The organism is Metabacillus indicus LMG 22858 (genome assembly GCF_000708755.2).
Taxonomy (GTDB): domain Bacteria; phylum Bacillota; class Bacilli; order Bacillales; family Bacillaceae; genus Bacillus_P; species Bacillus_P indicus.
This window is the reverse complement of the sequence record NZ_JGVU02000009.1, coordinates 1-19,746: the sequence shown is the minus strand read 5'-3', so window position 1 is coordinate 19,746 and position 19,746 is coordinate 1. Positions and strand designations below refer to the sequence as shown.

General features: G+C 35.1%; 20 protein-coding genes and 4 tRNA genes. 4 read left to right on the top strand and 20 right to left on the bottom strand.

Features of this window, described 5'->3' with window-relative positions:
* Positions 1-99: 99 nt before the first annotated feature.
* From AZ46_RS19165 to AZ46_RS19125, 8 genes are all read right to left on the bottom strand, one after another.
* Positions 100-1,380 carry an ABC transporter substrate-binding protein gene (locus AZ46_RS19165; RefSeq protein WP_029286340.1) on the bottom strand — a complete coding sequence of 427 codons (1,281 nt, stop codon included), beginning with the start codon at positions 1,378-1,380 and terminating at the stop codon, positions 100-102.
* 80 nt (positions 1,381-1,460) lie between these two features.
* Positions 1,461-2,288 carry a carbohydrate ABC transporter permease gene (locus AZ46_RS19160; RefSeq protein WP_029286338.1) on the bottom strand — a complete coding sequence of 276 codons (828 nt, stop codon included), beginning with the start codon at positions 2,286-2,288 and terminating at the stop codon, positions 1,461-1,463.
* Complete coding sequence (locus tag AZ46_RS19155; protein WP_029286336.1) at positions 2,288-3,229, bottom strand: carbohydrate ABC transporter permease; 942 nt, start codon at positions 3,227-3,229, stop codon at positions 2,288-2,290. The genes AZ46_RS19160 and AZ46_RS19155 overlap by 1 nt, the downstream gene beginning before the upstream one ends.
* 284 nt (positions 3,230-3,513) lie before the next feature.
* Positions 3,514-4,329, bottom strand: coding sequence for a cupin domain-containing protein (locus AZ46_RS19150; RefSeq protein WP_029286334.1), 816 nt, complete (start codon positions 4,327-4,329; stop codon positions 3,514-3,516).
* 354 nt (positions 4,330-4,683) lie between these two features.
* Entirely contained in the window at positions 4,684-5,079 is a 396-nt protein-coding gene (locus AZ46_RS19145; protein ID WP_235728256.1) for a hypothetical protein, read from the bottom strand.
* 165 nt (positions 5,080-5,244) lie between these two features.
* A complete protein-coding gene (locus AZ46_RS19140) occupies positions 5,245-5,874 on the bottom strand; it encodes a hypothetical protein (protein ID WP_029286331.1) in 630 nt (209 codons plus the stop codon).
* Positions 5,875-5,935: 61 nt separating this feature from the next.
* Positions 5,936-6,424, bottom strand: coding sequence for a hypothetical protein (locus tag AZ46_RS19135; protein WP_029286329.1), 489 nt, complete (start codon positions 6,422-6,424; stop codon positions 5,936-5,938).
* A 354-nt stretch (positions 6,425-6,778) separates the two neighbouring features.
* On the bottom strand, positions 6,779-9,484 hold the full coding sequence (locus AZ46_RS19125; protein ID WP_029286325.1) for a class I SAM-dependent DNA methyltransferase: 2,706 nt from the start codon (positions 9,482-9,484) through the stop codon (positions 6,779-6,781).
* Between the two features lie 214 nt (positions 9,485-9,698).
* On the opposite strand from AZ46_RS19125, the gene AZ46_RS21105 reads away from it, so the two are divergent.
* Positions 9,699-10,283, top strand: coding sequence for a GIY-YIG nuclease family protein (locus AZ46_RS21105; RefSeq protein ID WP_051865779.1), 585 nt, complete (start codon positions 9,699-9,701; stop codon positions 10,281-10,283).
* A complete protein-coding gene (locus tag AZ46_RS19115) occupies positions 10,261-10,449 on the top strand; it encodes a hypothetical protein (protein ID WP_029286321.1) in 189 nt (62 codons plus the stop codon). Before AZ46_RS21105 ends, AZ46_RS19115 begins: the two co-directional genes overlap by 23 nt.
* 501 nt (positions 10,450-10,950) lie before the next feature.
* On the opposite strand, the gene AZ46_RS22545 is transcribed toward AZ46_RS19115, so the two are convergent.
* The 5 genes from AZ46_RS22545 to AZ46_RS19090 form a co-directional block, all read right to left on the bottom strand.
* Positions 10,951-11,733, bottom strand: a complete 783-nt coding sequence (locus AZ46_RS22545) for a phage major capsid protein (protein WP_328286789.1) — start codon at positions 11,731-11,733, stop codon at positions 10,951-10,953.
* The gene (locus tag AZ46_RS22540; protein ID WP_328286788.1) at positions 11,682-12,455 is read right to left on the bottom strand and encodes an HK97 family phage prohead protease; all 774 of its coding nucleotides are present in this window, start codon (positions 12,453-12,455) and stop codon (positions 11,682-11,684) included. The genes AZ46_RS22545 and AZ46_RS22540 overlap by 52 nt, the downstream gene beginning before the upstream one ends.
* A gap of 237 nt (positions 12,456-12,692) precedes the next feature.
* A complete protein-coding gene (locus AZ46_RS19100) occupies positions 12,693-12,944 on the bottom strand; it encodes a hypothetical protein (protein WP_029286317.1) in 252 nt (83 codons plus the stop codon).
* A gap of 43 nt (positions 12,945-12,987) precedes the next feature.
* On the bottom strand, positions 12,988-13,398 hold the full coding sequence (locus AZ46_RS19095; protein ID WP_029286315.1) for a replication initiator protein A: 411 nt from the start codon (positions 13,396-13,398) through the stop codon (positions 12,988-12,990).
* Between the two features lie 329 nt (positions 13,399-13,727).
* Positions 13,728-14,678, bottom strand: a complete 951-nt coding sequence (locus tag AZ46_RS19090; protein WP_152554784.1) for a hypothetical protein — start codon at positions 14,676-14,678, stop codon at positions 13,728-13,730.
* A gap of 146 nt (positions 14,679-14,824) precedes the next feature.
* Here AZ46_RS19090 and AZ46_RS19085 point away from each other — a divergent pair, with 146 nt between their 5' ends.
* Entirely contained in the window at positions 14,825-15,664 is an 840-nt protein-coding gene (locus AZ46_RS19085; protein WP_029286310.1) for a hypothetical protein, read from the top strand.
* A 12-nt stretch (positions 15,665-15,676) separates the two neighbouring features.
* A complete protein-coding gene (locus AZ46_RS19080) occupies positions 15,677-16,510 on the top strand; it encodes a hypothetical protein (RefSeq protein WP_029286308.1) in 834 nt (277 codons plus the stop codon).
* A gap of 330 nt (positions 16,511-16,840) precedes the next feature.
* On the opposite strand, the gene AZ46_RS19075 is transcribed toward AZ46_RS19080, so the two are convergent.
* The 7 genes from AZ46_RS19075 to AZ46_RS19045 form a co-directional block, all read right to left on the bottom strand.
* Positions 16,841-17,197, bottom strand: a complete 357-nt coding sequence (locus tag AZ46_RS19075; protein ID WP_051865777.1) for a MerR family transcriptional regulator — start codon at positions 17,195-17,197, stop codon at positions 16,841-16,843.
* 34 nt (positions 17,198-17,231) lie between these two features.
* Positions 17,232-18,095 carry a hypothetical protein gene (locus tag AZ46_RS19070; protein ID WP_029286304.1) on the bottom strand — a complete coding sequence of 288 codons (864 nt, stop codon included), beginning with the start codon at positions 18,093-18,095 and terminating at the stop codon, positions 17,232-17,234.
* A gap of 154 nt (positions 18,096-18,249) precedes the next feature.
* On the bottom strand, positions 18,250-19,176 hold the full coding sequence (locus AZ46_RS19065; protein ID WP_029286301.1) for a tyrosine-type recombinase/integrase: 927 nt from the start codon (positions 19,174-19,176) through the stop codon (positions 18,250-18,252).
* A gap of 121 nt (positions 19,177-19,297) precedes the next feature.
* Positions 19,298-19,378, bottom strand: a tRNA-Leu gene (locus tag AZ46_RS19060).
* Between the two features lie 35 nt (positions 19,379-19,413).
* Positions 19,414-19,499, bottom strand: a tRNA-Leu gene (locus AZ46_RS19055).
* A 21-nt stretch (positions 19,500-19,520) separates the two neighbouring features.
* Positions 19,521-19,594: transfer RNA gene (locus tag AZ46_RS19050), tRNA-Cys, on the bottom strand.
* A gap of 9 nt (positions 19,595-19,603) precedes the next feature.
* Positions 19,604-19,678: transfer RNA gene (locus AZ46_RS19045), tRNA-Gly, on the bottom strand.
* Positions 19,679-19,746 lie beyond the last annotated feature (68 nt).

The following is a 19,746-nucleotide window of genomic DNA, read 5'->3' as shown; positions in this document are numbered from 1 at the left end:
TGAAAGCACTTTTTCGAATCTTTCTTCAAATACCTAGGGGGATTGCAAAAGGATGCAAAAAGAAAGCACACCCATGAGGGCATGCTTTCTATCAGTCTATTACTTCAAGTTATCCCATGAAGTCTGGAAGCGCTCAAGCATTGTATCATAGTCGATTTTGCCTGCAGCATATTCCTGCATGGCAGCAGCGAATTCTTTGTTCGCTCCGTCCGGCCATTTGAACCAAGTCCAAGGGATTGTTTTCTCTTCTTTAGAGTAATCAAGAATTGATGTTCCAAGATCGCCAAGTCCAGCTGGCTCGATGTTATCGAATGCCGGGATGAATGCGAATTCTTCTGTGATGAAGCGTTTTCCTGTTTCAGATGAAACCATCCAGTTTAAGAATGCTTTTGCTTCTTCAAGATGCTCTGAATTTTTGTTCAGTACCCAGTTGTTCGGTACGCCGACTGGAAGGCTGTTTGCATTCTCGTCGTTGCTGATCGGAATTGGAAGGAAGCCCATGTTGATCTCAGGGTTGATTTCTGTGATCATGTTCTCTGTCCAGTTTCCTTGCTGAAGCATAGCTGTTTCGCCAGAAGCGAACAGTGTAACCTGTGTATTGTAGTCTGTTGTTAATGGATTGTCGTTTGCATATTTAAGCTCTGTATCAAGAACTTCTTTGAATTGCTTGAACTGCTCGTTGTCAGTGAATTTCTCTGAACCGTCATAAAGACCTGCGATAAATTTCTCCGGATCTTCCTGCTGGGCAAATGGGATGTTCAGTAAATGCTGCCCGATTACCCACCACTCGCCGTATCCAGCAGAGAATGGAGTGATCTTTTTAGCTTCAAGCTTTTTAGCCGCTTCTTTCAGCTCATCGATTGTTTTAGGAGGCTCAGTGATGCCTGCTTTTTCAAACAGGTCTTTGTTGTAGACAAAGCCGTATCCTTCAAGGTTGACAGGCATGCCGTAAAGCTTGCCGTCTGCATCTGTCATTGGCACTTTTCCGATTGGAAGAACATGCTCAACCCATGGCTCGCCTGAAAGATCAGCAAGCTTTTCTTTCCAGAGCTCAAGCTCTTTAAAACCGCCGTTGTTGAAAATATCCGGCTCTTCGCCCGAAGCAAATTTCGCTTTAAGAGCTGCGCCGTAGTCAGCACCGCCGCCTACTGTTTCAAGTTTGATCTTAATGTTTGGATTCTCAGCTTCATATTCTTTGATCATTGCCTGAAGCTGGTCAGCAATTTCTACTTTAAACTGGAAGAAGTTAAGCGTTACCACTTCATCGCCTGATTTTGAATCCTTGCCTGAATCTCCGCCTGATGATTCTTTAGACGAACAGCCCGCCATAATGCCGAATACGAAAACTAATGACATACATAATAACAGAAAGCGTTTCATTGATGGATTGACCTCCTTGAATCTTTTTATTTTATATAAATTTCTGCACTCTTAATCTATAGAATGCAGAAACTTTATATCTACTTGATCGAACCTGATGCAATCCCTTTAATAATATGTTTTTGCAGGAACAGGAAGAAAATCACGACCGGCGTAATGCCAAGCACCAGCGCTGCAAGTCCCATATCCCACTGTTTCGTGTACTGGGCAAAGAATGAACTTGCCGCAAGCGGAATTGTGCGCAGCTCCGCATCCTGCAGAACAAGCAATGGAAGAAGATAATCATTCCAGATCCAAAGCGTATTCAGAATGACTACCGTTACCGTGATCGGCTTAAGGAGAGGGAAAACAATTCTCCAGAACACGCCGAACTCGCTGCAGCCGTCAATCTTCGCTGACTCTTCAATTTCAACAGGCACTGTTTTCACAAACCCGTGATAAAGGAATAATGAAAGCGGAACACCAAAACCGAAATACATGATAATCAGACCCGGAATGCTGTTTGTCAGACCAAGGGTGCCTCCAAGCTTCATCAGCGGAATCATCACCGTCTGGAACGGAATGACCATTGCCGCTACAAACAGAACAAACAGGATTTTGTTGAATCTGCCCGGGGTGCGGACCATTTTCCACGCAGCCATCGAACTGATGATCACTAACCCAATATTACTGAAAACCGTGATGATAAGCGAATTCCAGAAAGCCCGCGGGAAGTTGATAACCTCCCACACTTTGGCGTAGTTAGAGAACATAAATTCCTTCGGCCATGCTGCAGCATCTATTAAGATAGCTGCAAACGGCTTTACTGAGTTTACTAGAACGAAGTAAAACGGAATCAGGAAGATGAGCGCAATCGCGATTGCTATGATTTCAAGGACAAATGTTTTGCCTGTATACCGGTTGCCCATTACGCCTCAACCTCCCGCTTCTTCGTCATCATTACTTGAACGGTTGTAAAGATGGCAACAACCACAAAGAACAGAATTGACTTCGCCGTACCAAGACCGTAGCGGTTATTCTGGAAGGCTTCCTGATAAATATTAATCGCTACAGACTGAGTCGAGTTGAACGGCCCGCCGCCTGTAAGAGAAATATTCAGATCGAAAATCTTAAACGCCATTGATATTGTAAGGAACAGACAAATCGTAAACGCCGGAAGAATCAGCGGAACAATAATCTTCGTCAGAAGCGTCCAAGCAGATGCTCCGTCCATTTTCGCCGCCTCAAGCAAGGAAGTATCTACTCCCTGAAGTGCTGCAATGTAGATGACCATCATGTAGCCGCTCGTCTGCCATGCAAACACGATGACGATTCCCCAAAACGCAGTCGTCTCATCGCCAAGCCAAGGCATTTTGAAAAACTCAAGACCCGTCATATTTCCGAGAGATGCAAAACCTTTAACAAAAATGAACTGCCAGATAAACCCGAGCAACAATCCCCCGATAACATTCGGAAGGAAAAAGACAGTCCGCAGAACATTCTTCGTCTTAAGCGCTGCATTCAGCATCAGTGCAAAAGCAAATCCAATCACATTACTGATAATAACAGCCGCAAACATAAACTTTGTTGTAAAAATAAATGAATTAAAAAAGGCCGGATCGTTCGTAAAGATCTTCAGATAGTTCTCCAAACCTACCCACTCAACAGCCGAACTGACTCCATTCCATGAAGTAAACGAATAATAAAGCCCCATTAAGAACGGCAGTATCTGGATCACAAGGAAGAACAGCAGCGCCGGACCCACAAAGGCGGCATATCCAAGCAGGCTCTTCACCTTAAACTTTTTCTTAGGAACGGGCTGTATCTGAGCCTTCGTGCTCACAGGCCCCGTTTGAATTTTCGTTTCCAACCGTCTCACCACCCTTAGTTTGTAATCGCTTTCTTTTATTATAATGATAGCGCTTACTAAAAAGGGGATACTGTATTGACGAAGAAGGTGCACTATTTTGACTAGATGTGGGGAGAAAGGCTTGTCCTGTTTTTATATGACAGTTCAAAAATCATATAAATGCTTAAGAAATGCACAACAACAGCTGTAATAAATGCATTTTAGCAAAAAAAAAAAGAACCTGGTGAGCTCCAGATTCTTTCTCATTGCTGAATTGAGGCTAATACTATGGAGTACAGCCATGACTATACGCTTTGCCCCCCTAATTTTTTGCTCTGCTGCAGAAGCTTGGACTCTCCCGTACGCTCCCACTCTTCCACTGTTTCATATGCCTTCTCAGGAGTGTATCCCTTCCCTACAAGCACACCCATCAAAATAAACTCCTGAAGAATGTGAACCGCATTGATTCCTCTTTGCACATCCTCCAGCCCTTCCTTCACCAAAAACTCCGTGTGTTTTACCCATTCATCCGGAGTCTTGCCATCAATAACGGTTTCTCCGCCGTTATGGCCGTGGCTTTTTTCAGCAGCCTCTGCATCCGCTTTAGTCTCATGAACCGTACCAAACGGATGGTTCGGAGGAGCATAAATCGAGTAAAGTTTCAGCGGAGATTTTCCTGTATTGGTGACATTGTGCCACGTTCCTGCCGGTATGAATATCGCCGAATCATCATAGACGTTTCTCATGAAAGGCAATTGGTCCTTGCTCTTGCCCATTTGAACAATCCCTTGCCCCTCTTCAACCCGCAGGAATTGATCAACATCAGGATGCATCTCCAACCCGATATCTTCGCCCGGATTAATGCTCATCAACGTAAGCTGCAGATGAGTTCCTGTCCATAAGGCCGTCCGGAAAGTATTATTCTGCAGCGTCGCTTCATTAATATTAATAACAAACGGCTCTGCTCCATAATCTTTTAACGACAGTCTGTACTCACTCATTTCATAAGGATAGCTGCCCGGATAACTCCAATAGGCCGGTTCTCTGTAGTAATTGTTCATCGGTGCATGAACTTGAGGATAATAAGGATTTGGATACCAATAATTCGGATAATAATACATTCTTCTCCACCCTTTCAGCGCATATGAAAGCATTATATGCAGGGGGGTGGGCGGGGGTACTTGGGGTTGAATTTATATGATTGAGTAAGGATTTTGTCAACACGATTGGCGTTCAGATAAAACAAAAAAAAGCCAATGCTTTGATTGCTAAAAGCATTGACTTTACTCGTTTTCGTAAGTTATAGATACCGGTGGTCGGGGTCGAACCGACACTCCAGAGGAACACGATTTTGAGTCCCAATCTAGAATAGCTTCTATAGAAAATCAATCTTATCGTAGGTTTGTTGAGATTCAAACAATTTTTATGAATACGATTACAGATAATTATGCCTTTGATAGCAAGCTCAGTCAAGCTTATTTATGTTGTTTATTAAAAGGAGCTTCACCTTTGCTCTTATACTTCTTAATTAGTTTTTGTTCTAAATTTCTCGCAGCTTCTTCTTCGTCAAACTCTGCAATAATTTTGTATTCTATCTTTCCATCTTTCATAAGCTGTTTATGTTCTTTATTTCTTCTATTGGTATATCGCCTACATCTGTACCATAAACCACTTCCAACATATACAACCTTACCATTAAAAATGTGCATATATACTATTAGCTTATTTACTTTTCTTAACTGATTTTGGTCCAGCTCATACTTCTTAGTAAGTTGGATTACCTTCTGAAATGAAATAGAATATACCTTACCTATATCTTTATTTGTCATCTTATCTTTCAAATGTATAACTAGTTCTTCTTTTGTTGGCACCAATTTAATCCCTCCCCCATCTTTATATCAAGAGATCAAAAAATGTAAAATAAAATACAAATTTTATTTTACTGCTACAAAATTCCCTTAATACTGTAAATAAAGATAGTGGCAATAGATTAAGGGTTTAGGAAAAAGTACCCATTTTTGATAGGATACTTTTTGCTACTTATTAAAATGAAATTGACTAATAAGATACTTTACTTTCTCCAAATTACCATCATCAAAAAAATTAATATTTCCAGATTCCAAACAGAGAAATTTAATTATATCAACTATTTCTTTTATTATTACTTCTTCACCTTCTGAAATTACGAATACTAACCTTGGTTTAAAATGTGCAAACTCATTTCTATATAAAATCAACTTATCAATAGCAACTTTTTGTTGCTCACTAACGTTTAAAACTTTACTATTTAATTTTTGATCCATGAAGGATTCATTTTGACAGTGATCTAATATAGCTCTAATACTTAATAAGGGACTCAAGTTATACTCTACTGTGCTATCTAATAGCTTTGAATCAAGCTCAATATCAAACCCCATGCTTTTGTAAAATTCGATTGTTTCTTTCTTTTTTTGATTAAATTTCTTTGTTCCTATTTTTTTTTCAAGAACTGTTTCAGTATTTATACCTTTAATAGCGCATACACCAAATCCGTAAAGAGCCCCATATAGTGAAATAACCAACCACTTAAACCAATAATCGTTATCTCTTTTGTTAAAATAAAAAGCGGCTTTTTCTAAGTAATCAATAGCGTTATTCAATTCGCTTGTTTTTAATATGTAATTCAAGTATTACACCTCAAATAGAACAGATATAATTTTTCGTTTTCAATGCCGTAAATCTGTCATTTCACTCTAAAAGCAGCATACCAATTTCAGTGTCTACTACAATTACTTCATCTTCAAACAAATGAATGTTTTCCCAATCGTATTCAGGTTCTTTTTCAAAAGAACCGAACAATTTTGACCATCTTGCATTGCTTTGAATATGTTCTTCTCCTTCATCAAAGATCTGAATCTGTCCGTCTCTTTTTTGATCAACTGCAACAAGCTGCCACTTTCCAGGAACGATTTCATTTTCTCCAACTTTATAGATTCCCGGTTGAAGATGCTTCAAACGTCTTTCTTTTCGTTCTTCTCGTTCTTCAATTTCCTTTTCAGAAAAGACTTGGATCTCAATTACTTGAGCTTCAGATTTTTGTTCCTTAACTTTTTCTACTTTGACCGGACGAATTCTTTCTTCTCCTTCTACATATTTAGGGAGCAATTGTGATACAGATAATGCTGCTCCAATACCAATGCTGAGGCCGATCAATGAATATTTATTAGTTAGTTTCATAATAACCCTCTATGTTTTTCCATAATATAACAATATCATATATTAGGGAGGGTTCCTCTCTTAGATTTAGAATACAACTTCAATTTTTAGTGATTTTGCAATTGAAAGAACCAATACTTTTCAATCATGTATTTATATGTACCAGCATCAATCACAAATGATGGAGCATGTAAGTAACACTCCTTATGTGTAAGACAATTCATTTGATTCATTACTACCTCGTCAGCTAAAGATAGAGCTTTTTTACATTCGCCACACCGAATTTGCATATATATTTACCTCCTTTCTAACTCAAGTTCTCCAAAGGAGGTAAATATACCTACTAATTTACAATTAAATCACAAAAGTATTTTTTTATTTTGCAATTTTACTCACATACAACTCAAATAGATATGTTACTCGATCAATATCAGTTTTAAATTTTTTTCCATATGCTTTTTCAACAGCTTTATCTAATCTCTGATGTGCTTTTAGAAGGTCTCCTGGCATTACAACAGGATCATACAAATCAGCTAAGGTACTACCAGTGCTAAAGTATTTTTCACGAATTGTAAGTATATCATTAGATAGATTTTCAATAGTTTTTACGTCTTTCTCATTAGATTCAGGAAAAACAAAGTTATTATATACTAGGGTATTTGAATAACGGTAATCGCTTTTCAATCTTCCACAAATAGTTTTCATCCAAGCCATGTGCATGGCAGAATTTAGAATCCCAAATAAATATAATGATGCTTCTATTACTTGAAACGCCGCATTAGTACAAATTGTAGGAGGTTCATAGTAACCCATTGGTATTATTTTACGTCTCTCTGAACTAACCGCAGGAATAATTAATATATCACTATCAACTGCTTTATCCTGTCTTAAACGTGTCGGGTAATCCGCCCACTGTCTTGTAGAAGGAGCTTTACTTTCTAAACGAAATTTCTTAACACTATCAACCCTTTCTAAAGATAGTGGCATTTTACGTAATTCACTAGGCGGGCAATCCGCTAAATATAAGCAATAACGCTGAAAACCATTAGTTAGCTCCTGAGCTCCAACCCAAGGTCGAAAATACTTCTTGGCTTGAGGTTCCCTCATGATAAATTCTTCCATTTCTACTTCTGTAAATATAAAAAAACCACCATCTGTAGGTTTACTTCCCCAAATCATTGATGGAACATTACTTAAGGGTTTCTTCCGTGCCTTTATAAATATTGTTGGTGCGTCTAACAAGTATTGATTTATTTGTCTAACATTACTTGTGGTTGGATCCCCGTTAATGTCTGGATATGAATATAAATTTTTAGGTAGACCTTTTTGGTTACTAAAGCCAATAATTACACAAAAGACAGCTGCTCTTCCTTTAGCTTCGTTTTTCCAATTAAACGTTTGGTGAGCAAAATGGATTTCTACACCTAGCTTATTTATTAAATGCCCCCATAAATTAATAGCTTGTTCACCTTGAACAACAGAATTAGTGGAAACAAGGCCCACAGAAATATTTGTATCTTTAATATAATTGGCGGCTTTAATATACCAACCTGCTACAAAATCAAGATGACCTACTACTTTCATTTCTTTAGTAACGAGTGCCAGGTCATTTTTTTGTTTATCAGTCATAAGGCTATTTCCTACAAAAGGAGGATTGCCCAGTATGTAGTTTAACTCGTTATTTCTAATAACAGTATGCCAATTTATTTCAAGAGCGTTACCATGTGTTATGTTTGCCTTTTTCCTTAACGGTAACCGTACAAAGTATTCACCAAACTCGTAACTTGCGACCATATTCATTTGATGATCAGTAAGCCATAGAGCTACTTGAGCGATTTGAGCAGGAAACTCATCTATTTCTATACCATAAAATTGATCCACATCAACTTTTAATAGATGATCTAGAAAAGCTATCCTTTGAAACTGTCCTTTAGTTAATTCTTTCAAAATATCAATTTCAAGCAATCTCAACTCTCTATATGCAATAATTAAAAAATTGCCGCATCCACAAGCAGGATCCATAAATTTCAGCTCAGCTAACTTCGAATGCAATTGTTCAAGTTTTCTTTTGTTTCCCTTTGCGGATTCAAACTCTAGTCTTAAGCTATCTAAAAAGAGGGGCTTTATCACTTTTAATATATTGTTTTCAGAAGTATAATGGGCCCCTAATTCTCTTCTCTCTTCGGGATTCATTACACTCTGAAACATCGAACCAAATATCGCTGGAGAAATTTTCCCCCAATCTAGTGCACAACATTCAATAAATAAATCACGCATTTCTGTATTAAAAGCAGCCGGAGCCAATCTTTCTTCAAATAGCTTTCCATTTACATAAGGAAACTGATTTAATGATTCACTTAAAGTTCTTAAACGATTTTCTTTAGGTTTATTTAACGTATCAAAGACAGCATCCAAATAATACGCTAAATCACTTCCATCTTTTTTAGTATTATGCTCGATATAATCTCGAAAGATATTTTTTTCGAATATACCTGTGTCATCTGCAAATAAACAAAACAAAAGCCTAACTAAGTACACCTCTAAATCATGTCCTGAATAACCTATTTCTTTTAATTGGTCATGTAGCTTAGCCATTTTTTCAGCAGCCTTAATGTTTACCGGATCTTGCTCTTTGTATTCCTGCTTTTGATAACCAGCAATAAAACCAAACAACTCAATATTTTGAGGGAGTTGCTCTATAGTAAAGGATCGTTTTAAATCTTCTTCCAGATCATATAAAGCAAAATTTTCAAAATCAGATACTAAAATATACTTTGGAAGTTCTGCTTCCTTTAATCCAGGAAAATAATCTTTAGCTTGTTTATATGCTCGTTCTAAATTTCTTCCTCTAGACTTATGCTCAACTAACAAGACACCCTTCCATAATAAATCTATAAATCCATCACGACCATCTAACACTTTTACTTTTTCTTCAAAAGTTGCAACTCGTCTTCTAGATATACCAAAAACATTAAAGAATTCGTTCCAGAAAGTTTTTGCTTCTGCATTTTCACTTGTTTCGTCTTTCCATTCTATTGAAAAACGTATTGCTCTATCTCTTATTTCGTTCCAACTCAACATTGCCAAAGATATTTCCTCCGTTCAACCAATAACTTATTTATAGTTAAATTTTACTACATTTTTGAATTAAATGTTAGTCATGATTGTCTCTTAGCTTGTATACTAATGATAGTTTATTATTCAAATGTAGAAATAGAGTTTGCTATTTTATACGAAATTTCAAGGCAACTATATGAGCTTCGGTTCCATGGTTCCAGTAACGGAGGAATAGAAAATGCCTAGAAAATCAGAAAAAACTTTAAGTGATCTCAAATTGAACATTTTTCAAAGAACCAACAATTCAATTAGCGTTACAGTGAGGAATCCCCATGAAGGAACAAAGTTTAAGTTTTCAAGTGTTGAACATACAGACCAACATCATGGAAACGATATGGCTAGAACTCATGTTAGTTTGTTTGATTTTTTTAAAGACGTTCTTATTTCAAATGGGAAGTGGAAAGATATCGAAGCTAAGCTTGGAAAAAAGAGAAAGCTTTCGGACAAGGTTGAGATTGATTTCGAAAACAGATTCGGATTCATCTATCTAACTACGAATCTTATAAATGGAATGAAGTATGTTGGAAAGCATTCAAGAAATGACGGCAAATATCTTGGGAGTGGAACTGAGCTTAAAGCAGCTATTGAAGAATTTGGTTCGGAGAATTTTTCAAGAGAAGAAATTGCTTGGGCATATACCCCGGATCAATTGAACGAACTTGAGAAGATGTACATTGATACTTTCAATGCTGTTAAAGATCCAAACTTCTATAACATGAGTCCTGGAGGAAATGGGTGGTATGATGCAGAAGTTAAAAGATAAAACGACTAGGAGCACTTTGCTTCTGTTTCTTTTCTGCTTTTTCATGTTAGCGTTTATCGTTCATACAGCTTACATGAATGTATATGATGCAGAGCTTGAGAAACAAGATGATGAAAGAAGAGAACGTGCTGAAATGAGAAAAAAGTATTTCGAGTCTTTAGAATAAGAAGCTAAAAAAACGTTTTGGTACCTTCGTGAAATTTTTTGAAGGGCCTTTTTATTTTGTACAGCATCTTGGACTAGCTTCACGGGGTTTGGGTCAATTGGTACTGTGAAAAAACGTTCCAGGACCACGTAATTTTAGTACGATTAAGCTTTTTTCAAATAAAAGGTAGGCGATACTTCTTTCAAAACTCAATCTCAGAATCCTAACTTCTTCACATAGCTGTAACTGATATCACTCGCTCCATGAGCTGATAGTATAAAGTTGACTATAGATAGCATTGTTCGTCTATTGATTTTCAGATTTCTTGCTTCAAGTACTTCAACATAATGTTTGATTATAATATTAGCTAATGAAGATCTAAAAATTTTCTCTCCAATGTCTTCTCTTACCACTTCTAAACTTTCAATCTTACATTTCATATAAATGATCCTTTCTATATATTATTGGTAAAGATTAAAGAAGCCGAATAAACGGCTTCTAAATTTGTAGAAATTTAGTAAGCTAAACAGTAGTTAACTTAGCAATAGCTTGAGGATTGTAAACTTGTCCATCTAGATATGAATCATAAACAAATCCAGTTAAACCTTTCAGAGCATTGTCAGTATCGACAACCTTCTGAAGTTTTGGACCTTGTTTAACCATAATTGCATATGATTGTTCGATATTTCCGAAGACACATGGTACTGTTCCATATTCTAAGTTTTGACTGACCAATACTTCCGCACCAAACAAAGTTTTAGTCGGTTTTCCATTAGCTGTGCCGTTTTGGATGTAGAAGTTTCCATTTTTGTCTTTCATCTTTGAAATTTCATTGTAAAATGTACGGCTCATTATATAACAAGCTTCACCATGATAAGCAGGATGTATTGACAGATATAGTTCTAGTAATTTATCTAATTTTTGTAAGTCTGTAGCTGCTGCTTCTAAATGAAAATTAGGTACTGTAACATCGTGAACGATTCCACGGAATTCTTCCTCTGCATTACCAGTCAACATTGATTTTTCAACTGCTGCTACTGTTTTACGCGCAAGCATTTCTTGAACATAACCAACTGTATCAACAGCTGCATCATGAATTAATTGATTTGATAGACGAAGTGCTGCTCCAACACGTTTTTGATTTAGAGTAATTTCTTCTAGTCCAATTTCTAATTCGCTAACAGAATTACCTTCACCCACAAAACCAGCTTCATCAGCTAATGCAGATTCACGCGGAATTTTTAAAGTTCCATTTACAGAAGGAAATTTACGAGCTCGACCAAAGATTGGGGAGATTTCTTCCATTTTTTAACTACGCCATTATAAACTTGCTCACCCATTACAGCAGCGCTCTGTTGTGAACCTTGTAGATTACGTTCTTCTACATATTCTTTAAATTGTTCTACTTCAAATTTTCGTTTTTCATTTTTATTTGCTTGACCATAAGTGTGTACTGTTTTCATATTGTTTTGCTCCTTGTTTTTTATTGCTGATACCGGAATATCAACTTCGGTAACTAAATTAATTCCACGAGCTGAGATAGTTGATTGACTGTATGCAGGATCTCGAACTACTGAAACTTCAAATAGCTCCAGTTCTGAAATTGTTCTTTCGTATATGCCTGATGCTGTAGATTTCCAAGAATCTTTAATAGTTCGGAAACCAAATGAGAGATTTTTTAAAATTTGTGATTCAATCAAAGAAAAATAATCTTTTCCATAAGTAGTAGGAACAATCTCTGCTGTCATGAATAAACCATTTGAATCCTCAGTAAGCGTCAAAGAACCATTTCTAGTAGATGCTAGAATTTGCTTGTGGTTATGCTCTGCGAGAAAATCAATGTCTCTAGAAGCATTTTGAATTGCTCTTGAAAAAGCTCCACGTGAGATTTTTTCTATGAATCTTTTTGTGACGCCCATAACTTCTGAAAAAGATTCAGTTTTATTAACATAACCACTCACAACCATGTGGCCGTTCTTATTTGAGCGTAATTCTACTTGTTTAACTCTAAGTTCAAATTGTTTCATGTGCTCTTCACCCTTTCATTTTCTGTAAGCTGAAATTATCAGCTATCATTTTTCATGAAGTATATTATGTGCGAAAAATGTTGCGCATAAGAAAAAAGACAACCATAAATTTGGTCGCCTCAATTCTAAATATAGTGTTATACTTGTCCCTCGCATAATTAATAGTTCAGGAAAATTGCACTATAGTGCAACAACTCACTGTATTATATATATACATTAGTAGAAGATACTGTACGACTACCAAATCCTATACGATTTTTCGTATCGCATTGGCACTTTTGTGAAATAATCTCCCCATTTATCATTTCCAAAAACGCTATCATCCTGCATCCATTCAATTTCGTATCCTGCCCCTTCGATCTTTGTAAAGATTTCTCTACGGTCCAAATCTTTTCTATCGTTTGTATAGATTAATTTTCTTTTATCTCCATCAATGAGGAATACTGCTTTGTACAAACCATTTTTGTCATGTATTATTCTAGCTTTCATTATTTAACCTCCAGTATTTTTTATATTCTCGCTTAAGTTTGTCTCAAATAAAATCCGGCATTTCATCTTCAATCTTTGTCCTATGTAATTCTTTCTTTTTCCAATGCTCAAAAGGAGTAACATATATTGGAGTACTGATACCATTTTTCTTATCGACTTGTTCTTGGTAGTCAATCAAGCCAATTTTTTTTAACTCTTTTTTTAATTTAAAGAATGTGCCCTTACTAATATTTAATTTCTGTGCAGCCTGAAATTCTGTAAATAAAATAAAAACCTGACCATTACCATCTGTGTACTTCTTAATATTTTCAGGCCGCTTTGAAAGGCCTATTTGATTTGCCATCATGCTATAAAGAACAATACCATTTGAATTGAGTGACTTAGTTTTTTCATTAGCAAATAACTCATAGTAAACTTCGAAATAACTTGATTTCTTCTCTACTGTTTCATCCATTTGTAACATCCTCCAATAATTGTTATGCGAATTAAATCACAATACATTTATATCTGATGTGTATAAAACGTAAACTGCTCTGAACAATTTTTTATATTCTTCATTGCAGAAAGTTTTCTTTCTGCAAGAATAAAGATATTTTATTAAGTTAATTTATATAAAGATAATTAGAGTACAATCCGTATACTAGTTTATTTCAAAAGTTATACTAGTTATGAAAATTAATGTACTACTTTTAATTTCAAAAAAAATACTACTAAATGCAGCACTAATAAAAAAAAGCTTAACAATTAATGTTAAGCTTTTTCGATGACATTTATTTGTATACCTTAGAAAATTGGCATATCCATAGGAGAGGTTGGAGTGGTTGGCATTGCACTTTTATCTTCTCCATGTGATTGAATTCCTTTACCAAATGCTTGAACTGTTGGAATAGTTGGTGCACTTTCCTTTTTCAACAGTTCTTGAATTTTTAGAGCTCTTGATTGTTTAGCAAATGCAATTTGTTCCGGGCTCAACTCTTTAGTGCCGAGATATGGTAGATCTCCTCCAATAATTTCAATCTTCCTAACATATTTTTTATTGGGTCCATTAGTTCCTTCAACTTCTACTTTAGTACCAAAACCAGTAGGTTGAATTTTAACATCTGTTAGATCTTCTTCAGCAAACCTATGTATTTGGAATGACAAGAGACCAGTTGAACCAGGTTGATATAGATTCATGAAAGCTTGAGCAATTTCTGCACAAATAAACGTATTTTTCAGCTCAATTACTTCCCCCCTCCATCCAATAGTAAAACCGTTAACATTGTAATGCCCAGTAGGAAGCTGCTCCTTGTCAAGTTCTCCAACAAATGAATCGACTACAGTTTCAATTGAAGCAACTGCTTTATCCGGAGTATCATCATTTAAATCAAGTCGATTAAATATATTTCCTCTGATTTCATTATATTGAATTAGATTTCCTTGATTATTAATAAATTCATTTAATTTAAGTGTACCAGTTACTTTTATTCTGTTTGCATTTTCAATTCCATCTTGATCAATAGTTTTAAACTCATCTTTTACTGTTTCAATTCCTTTGAATAACTTAGATGAGCTCATTACAAATACTTCAATTAAAATTTCATGAATATTCCCATCAATCATTGATTGAACAACAAGCTTGCCAGATATGAAGTTCTTGTTTGCCTTACTTGTTTTCAGTTCCAATTCTTTTGTTTTTAGAGTGCCGATAACTACCACATTATTTTGTAATTGATTTAATTCAGTTTGTATCATATTAAGTCCCTCCGATTTGTTTTTATCTTTCGGAGTCATTTATATCAACCTTATTTAAAACGTAAAGCAAAATATAATTTTTTTTGTAAAAATAAAGTTAATTATTGCAGTTTATACTAGAATGTAATTAATAGGGAGGTAAATTTATGAAAAAAATACATTTTAACCTATTCGGAGATTATTACGATTTTGAGAAAAATAAACTAATTAATCAAGAGATTATTCTTCAAAAAAATTTCGATTCAGAATTCTTTAGTAAAAGCGATTTAGAAGAGCTATTTAATCAGATAATTGCAATCAAACTTGATGGTTTGAAATACGAAATCAATGAGTCTATGAATGTAGTTTACGCTAGCATAAGTTTATTACTCTCGTTTCCTAAAGTGGAAATTGATGACCAACTAATAAAAATACTTAAAGTCGTAAACAATTTTAATTATAAAGAAAATATTAATCAATCAACAAATAATTCTTTTGTTGAATTCGCCGAGCATAAAGGAGAAGAAGGACTCTTATTGAGAATAAGAGATTTGTATGACTTTGAGGAAAATATAGTTTTTAATGAATTAAGGAAATTGAAATTAGAATATGAAGTCGTCTCTAGAAACGCTAGAAGAATGGAGAAGGGTTCTTCCGATATCTTTTCAGAAATAATAGTATTTATATTGAATTCTGCCGCCTCAGGGTATACTTGGGATAAATTAAAATCTAAGATTAAAAAAATTGAACCGAAATCGTACAATTACGATCTTATTGAAAACCGAAATATTGAAATGTTAAACTACAAGCAAATGCTAGAAAATGTTGGAGAAATGATTAACATAAATCCTAATGAATTAGGGCTTAGATATATGTACAAAGATAATGAAGCGTGTATCTTTGAGTTTTTGAGTAACAGGTCCATTATTACTGTCACAAGTGATCAAGACCACTTCATAAAAGAAATTTCTGTCAAAGAAATCAATAAAGCTGATGAAATAAACTGAAGGGGGTTAATCATGAAACGAATATATATTACACTTTTAGCTGAGCATATTGAATTTGATACAAATGAACAATTAACGGAAGTCGAAATGCTTAAAGATGTTAATTTTTGTAGCGATACAATTACCCAACAGGAGATAGAAGATCTATTTCATCACCTTCTAAGGATAAAAGGTGATTGGATTACTTATGATTTAACTGAAAATCATTACAATATTTATTTGGTTATTAAACTGCTATATCCTTATTTTAATGGAGAAAAAGAGAAAAATATCCCTTCGGAAATTTACAATGAATTAGATAAGTTTATATCTACTCACAAAGTAAACACATCGACACTGAACGAAAATATGTCATTATATAAAGTTAGCGGTTATGGATCAATGTATGTAATAGAAAAACCTTCAGAACTTGATGAAACTAATGTGTTTGAACAGCTTAAAGAAAATAATATACCTTATGAAATAATTTCGAATAATACTCAGCGAACTGAATCAGGTGCAGGAGCAGAATTTTCAGAAGCTATAATTTTTATCAAAGATAGCGTGGCATCAGGTGTAGCTTATGATTTATTAAAGGCTGGCATACTTATGTCTGTTTCATATGTAGCTGGAAATATTAATAGAACTCCAAGAAAAGCTGGAAATATTAATTACAAAAACCTATTGAAAGACATAAGTACAAGAGTTAACGTTAAGCCAAATCAAATTACCTTAACTAATATGTATGCTCAGGAGGATGAAACAATATTTGAATTTAGAGCAAATGGAAACTATATCACTGTAATTTGTGACGAAGATAATTTAATTAAAGAATTTAATTATGAAGATAATGTAACAATTAGCTGAATAAAGTCACCCTTATAAAGGGTGACTTTTTTGATGAATCAGTATTCTAATTCAAGTAATTTTGGTTTATCCGATGACTTATTGTAATATTTATCGTACAACAGGTTTAAAAGCTTCCATTTTTCCTCATTATCCATTTTTTCAATAATAATTAGAATTTCCGCTGCCGACATTTTCTTATTCATCTCCTTTTATTTAAGGGGAAATTTGGGTAAATAATATATTCATATTATCTTACATATTACCTAGTATTCTGGGTTATCCTGTGGCTTCTGAAGGCTATCCCTGGTTATCCCATTGCCTCATTATTTAACCTTCTCAAATTCCTTATTAAAGCTTATCTACTTTTTTATTTAATTTCTTAATTTTATTATCCATTTCATTAATACTTTCTAAAATGATATTTAGCTGTAATCCTTGTTGAATCATTAACTGCTTTAAATCAAGCTCTTTGTTCTTTTGTGGCTCTTTATTCAGTAAAATTTCTACTGACTTTTCCACAGTATTTCCTGGCTCATTCTTTAAATTGATTAGCTTTCTAAATAACTCAATTTCATAATCAGAAAAAATAAGTTGTCCCTGCTTGGTTCTAGTAAACTTATAATTATTCTTTTCAAATAGGAGATAATACTTTTTTAGAGCTGAAGATGTTACACCAAGTAGAGCTGCCACTTCATTAATCTTCATTATATCCCTCCAGATATATACATTTATTGTATCACTAATTATCTAACCAATTAAATAATTTACTACTAGTAATTGGGTTGTTAGATAATTGGTTCATCAGTTCTCTATACTCATCAAATTCTAAGGAGTTCTTATAGTTTGAGTTACTAATAATGATTTCAAGTGACTTATAAGCATAGCCTTTAATCTTATGTACTGGGACATTTAAATATCTTCTGCTCTCAATTGTATCACTAACGAATTTTTCTATAAGCGTGTTCCATTGCTTCTTTGAGTACCTTCCGATAGAAAATTTCGTATAAAGTTCATTAGAAGCGTTGGTTAATAAAACTTTGAATTGATCAGGAGTAAGAGTTTCCTTGTAATTACAATTGAAATTATTAATATCTTTATCTTGTTCTTTTTTATTATTTATTTTTAGGGTTCCTTTTTGGTCAGGCATGGTGTTCCCTTTGGGTAATGCTAGGTATTCCCTTTCGTCATTGCTGTGAAGTTGCTTCATTACGTTTGATTCAATGGTTACAAGTTTATTCAGGTCTTCCCTTTTGGAAGAGCTAGGAATACCTACTAATTTTTTTTCAATTTTAGACGTGATATGAAAGAATTTTTTTGAAGGCATTCCCATTACCCTTGTTTCAATATAGCCATGATCTTCTAATTCTTTAGCTGCTTTTAGTTGTTGCTTGTAAGTCAGTGCTGTTTCAGTTTCTAACGTTTCGGAAGTTAAGAAAAAATAATCTTTACCATTCTTGTTTGTTAACATATTCTTATTTCCGAAACTTTCATAACTGGAGCACAATTGGCCAAATATTATTGCCCCATTCACAGATACTTCATGAGCTAGTTCTTTGTTATACATCACAAATCCTTTTCCACTTAAAAGCGAAATTAACTTCATTCTTATCTCCCTTTGACACATCAAAGAAGACCTGCAATAATATGTTTAACAGAGGTCGACCTTCTGTGTGTTTATTGTAGAGATGGTAGAGCCGCCAAACTCGTATACCATCTCTTTTATTATTTTATAATACGAACTCACGTTCGTACACTTTCTATAACCTTAACCCTTTTAAAGCTCCGAATTGTTTGTGCTTCCTTTCTATATCAGTCCCCCACAAGTTTACATATTTTTTTGTTATCGCAATGTCCTGATGCCCTAAAATAGCCATTAGACTAAACGCATCAATACCTGCTACAATCATTCTTCTTGCCATGGTATGTCTAAAAGTATGAGGACTAACACGCTTCGTAATTTCCGCATCCTTTCCATACTTTGTGAATCTTGTTTGAATACTATGTGGCTTCAGATACCCATTATCTTGGTTGATAAATAATTTTTTAGTTTCTACTAGTCCCCTGATTTTGATATATCTTCTTAGTTGCTCAACTGTAAGTTCCGATAAATAGACAGTTCTTTCAAATGAATTTTTAGTGTTTCTAATAATAATTGAGTTGTCTAATACATCATGTATTTCTATCCCAACTAACTCTGATAACCGTACTCCAGTGTCTAAAAATACAAGCATTATAACTTCATCCCTAAAACTAACAAACGATTGTTTCTTTCTAATTACTTTAATTAGCTTTTCAATATCCCTGTCACTTAAGGTTTCAATTACTTTCTGTCTATCTCTAAGTAATTTAATATTCGACATTGGACTGTTTTGAATGAACTTGTACTTTACAAGGTAATTGTAGAAAGACCTTAAAGCCCTTAAACGAGTATTTATGCTCGTCACTTTCATGAATTGTTTGCTGCTGAAAATAAATTCCTCTAAATCTCCTTGTTCCCAATCAACTAACTGCTTATCAATAACTTTCCTAGCTGCTTTAAACTCATTTTTATAATATTCAATTGTTGCAGGTCTTAAATTTCTCAAATAACAATCTTTGAAGAAGACTTCGTAAGCTTGATCATCCGTAATTTTCTTTTTAATTATTTGCACTTCATCATCTGAAAGTTTTCCTCTTCTACCCACACCAGCCTCCTACGCACACGATTCAACGCACACGATTTTGTATAATTTAAGTCGTGAAAATAAACGCAAAAAAAGACTTCAACATAACCGTTGAAGTCTTGATTTCTATAGCTATTTTAGATACCGGTGGTCGGGGTCGAACCGACACTCCAGAGGAACACGATTTTGAGTCGTGCGCGTCTGCCAATTCCGCCACACCGGCAAATTGATCATTTTTTTGAACTGGATACTGGTTGATGCCGAGGACCGGAATCGAACCGGTACGGTAGTCACCTACCGCAGGATTTTAAGTCCTGTGCGTCTGCCAGTTCCGCCACCCCGGCTAAGGGTGAGTTCATAAAAATTGGAGGCGACACCCGGATTTGAACCGGGGATAAAGGTTTTGCAGACCTCTGCCTTACCACTTGGCTATGCCGCCTTAAGATTCTGGAGCGGAAGACGGGATTCGAACCCGCGACCCCCACCTTGGCAAGGTGGTGTTCTACCACTGAACTACTTCCGCATTCGCTGTATTTGTATCTTATGCAGCTGGTGCACAAAGATGACTGTTAAAGTGAAAATGGCTGGGCT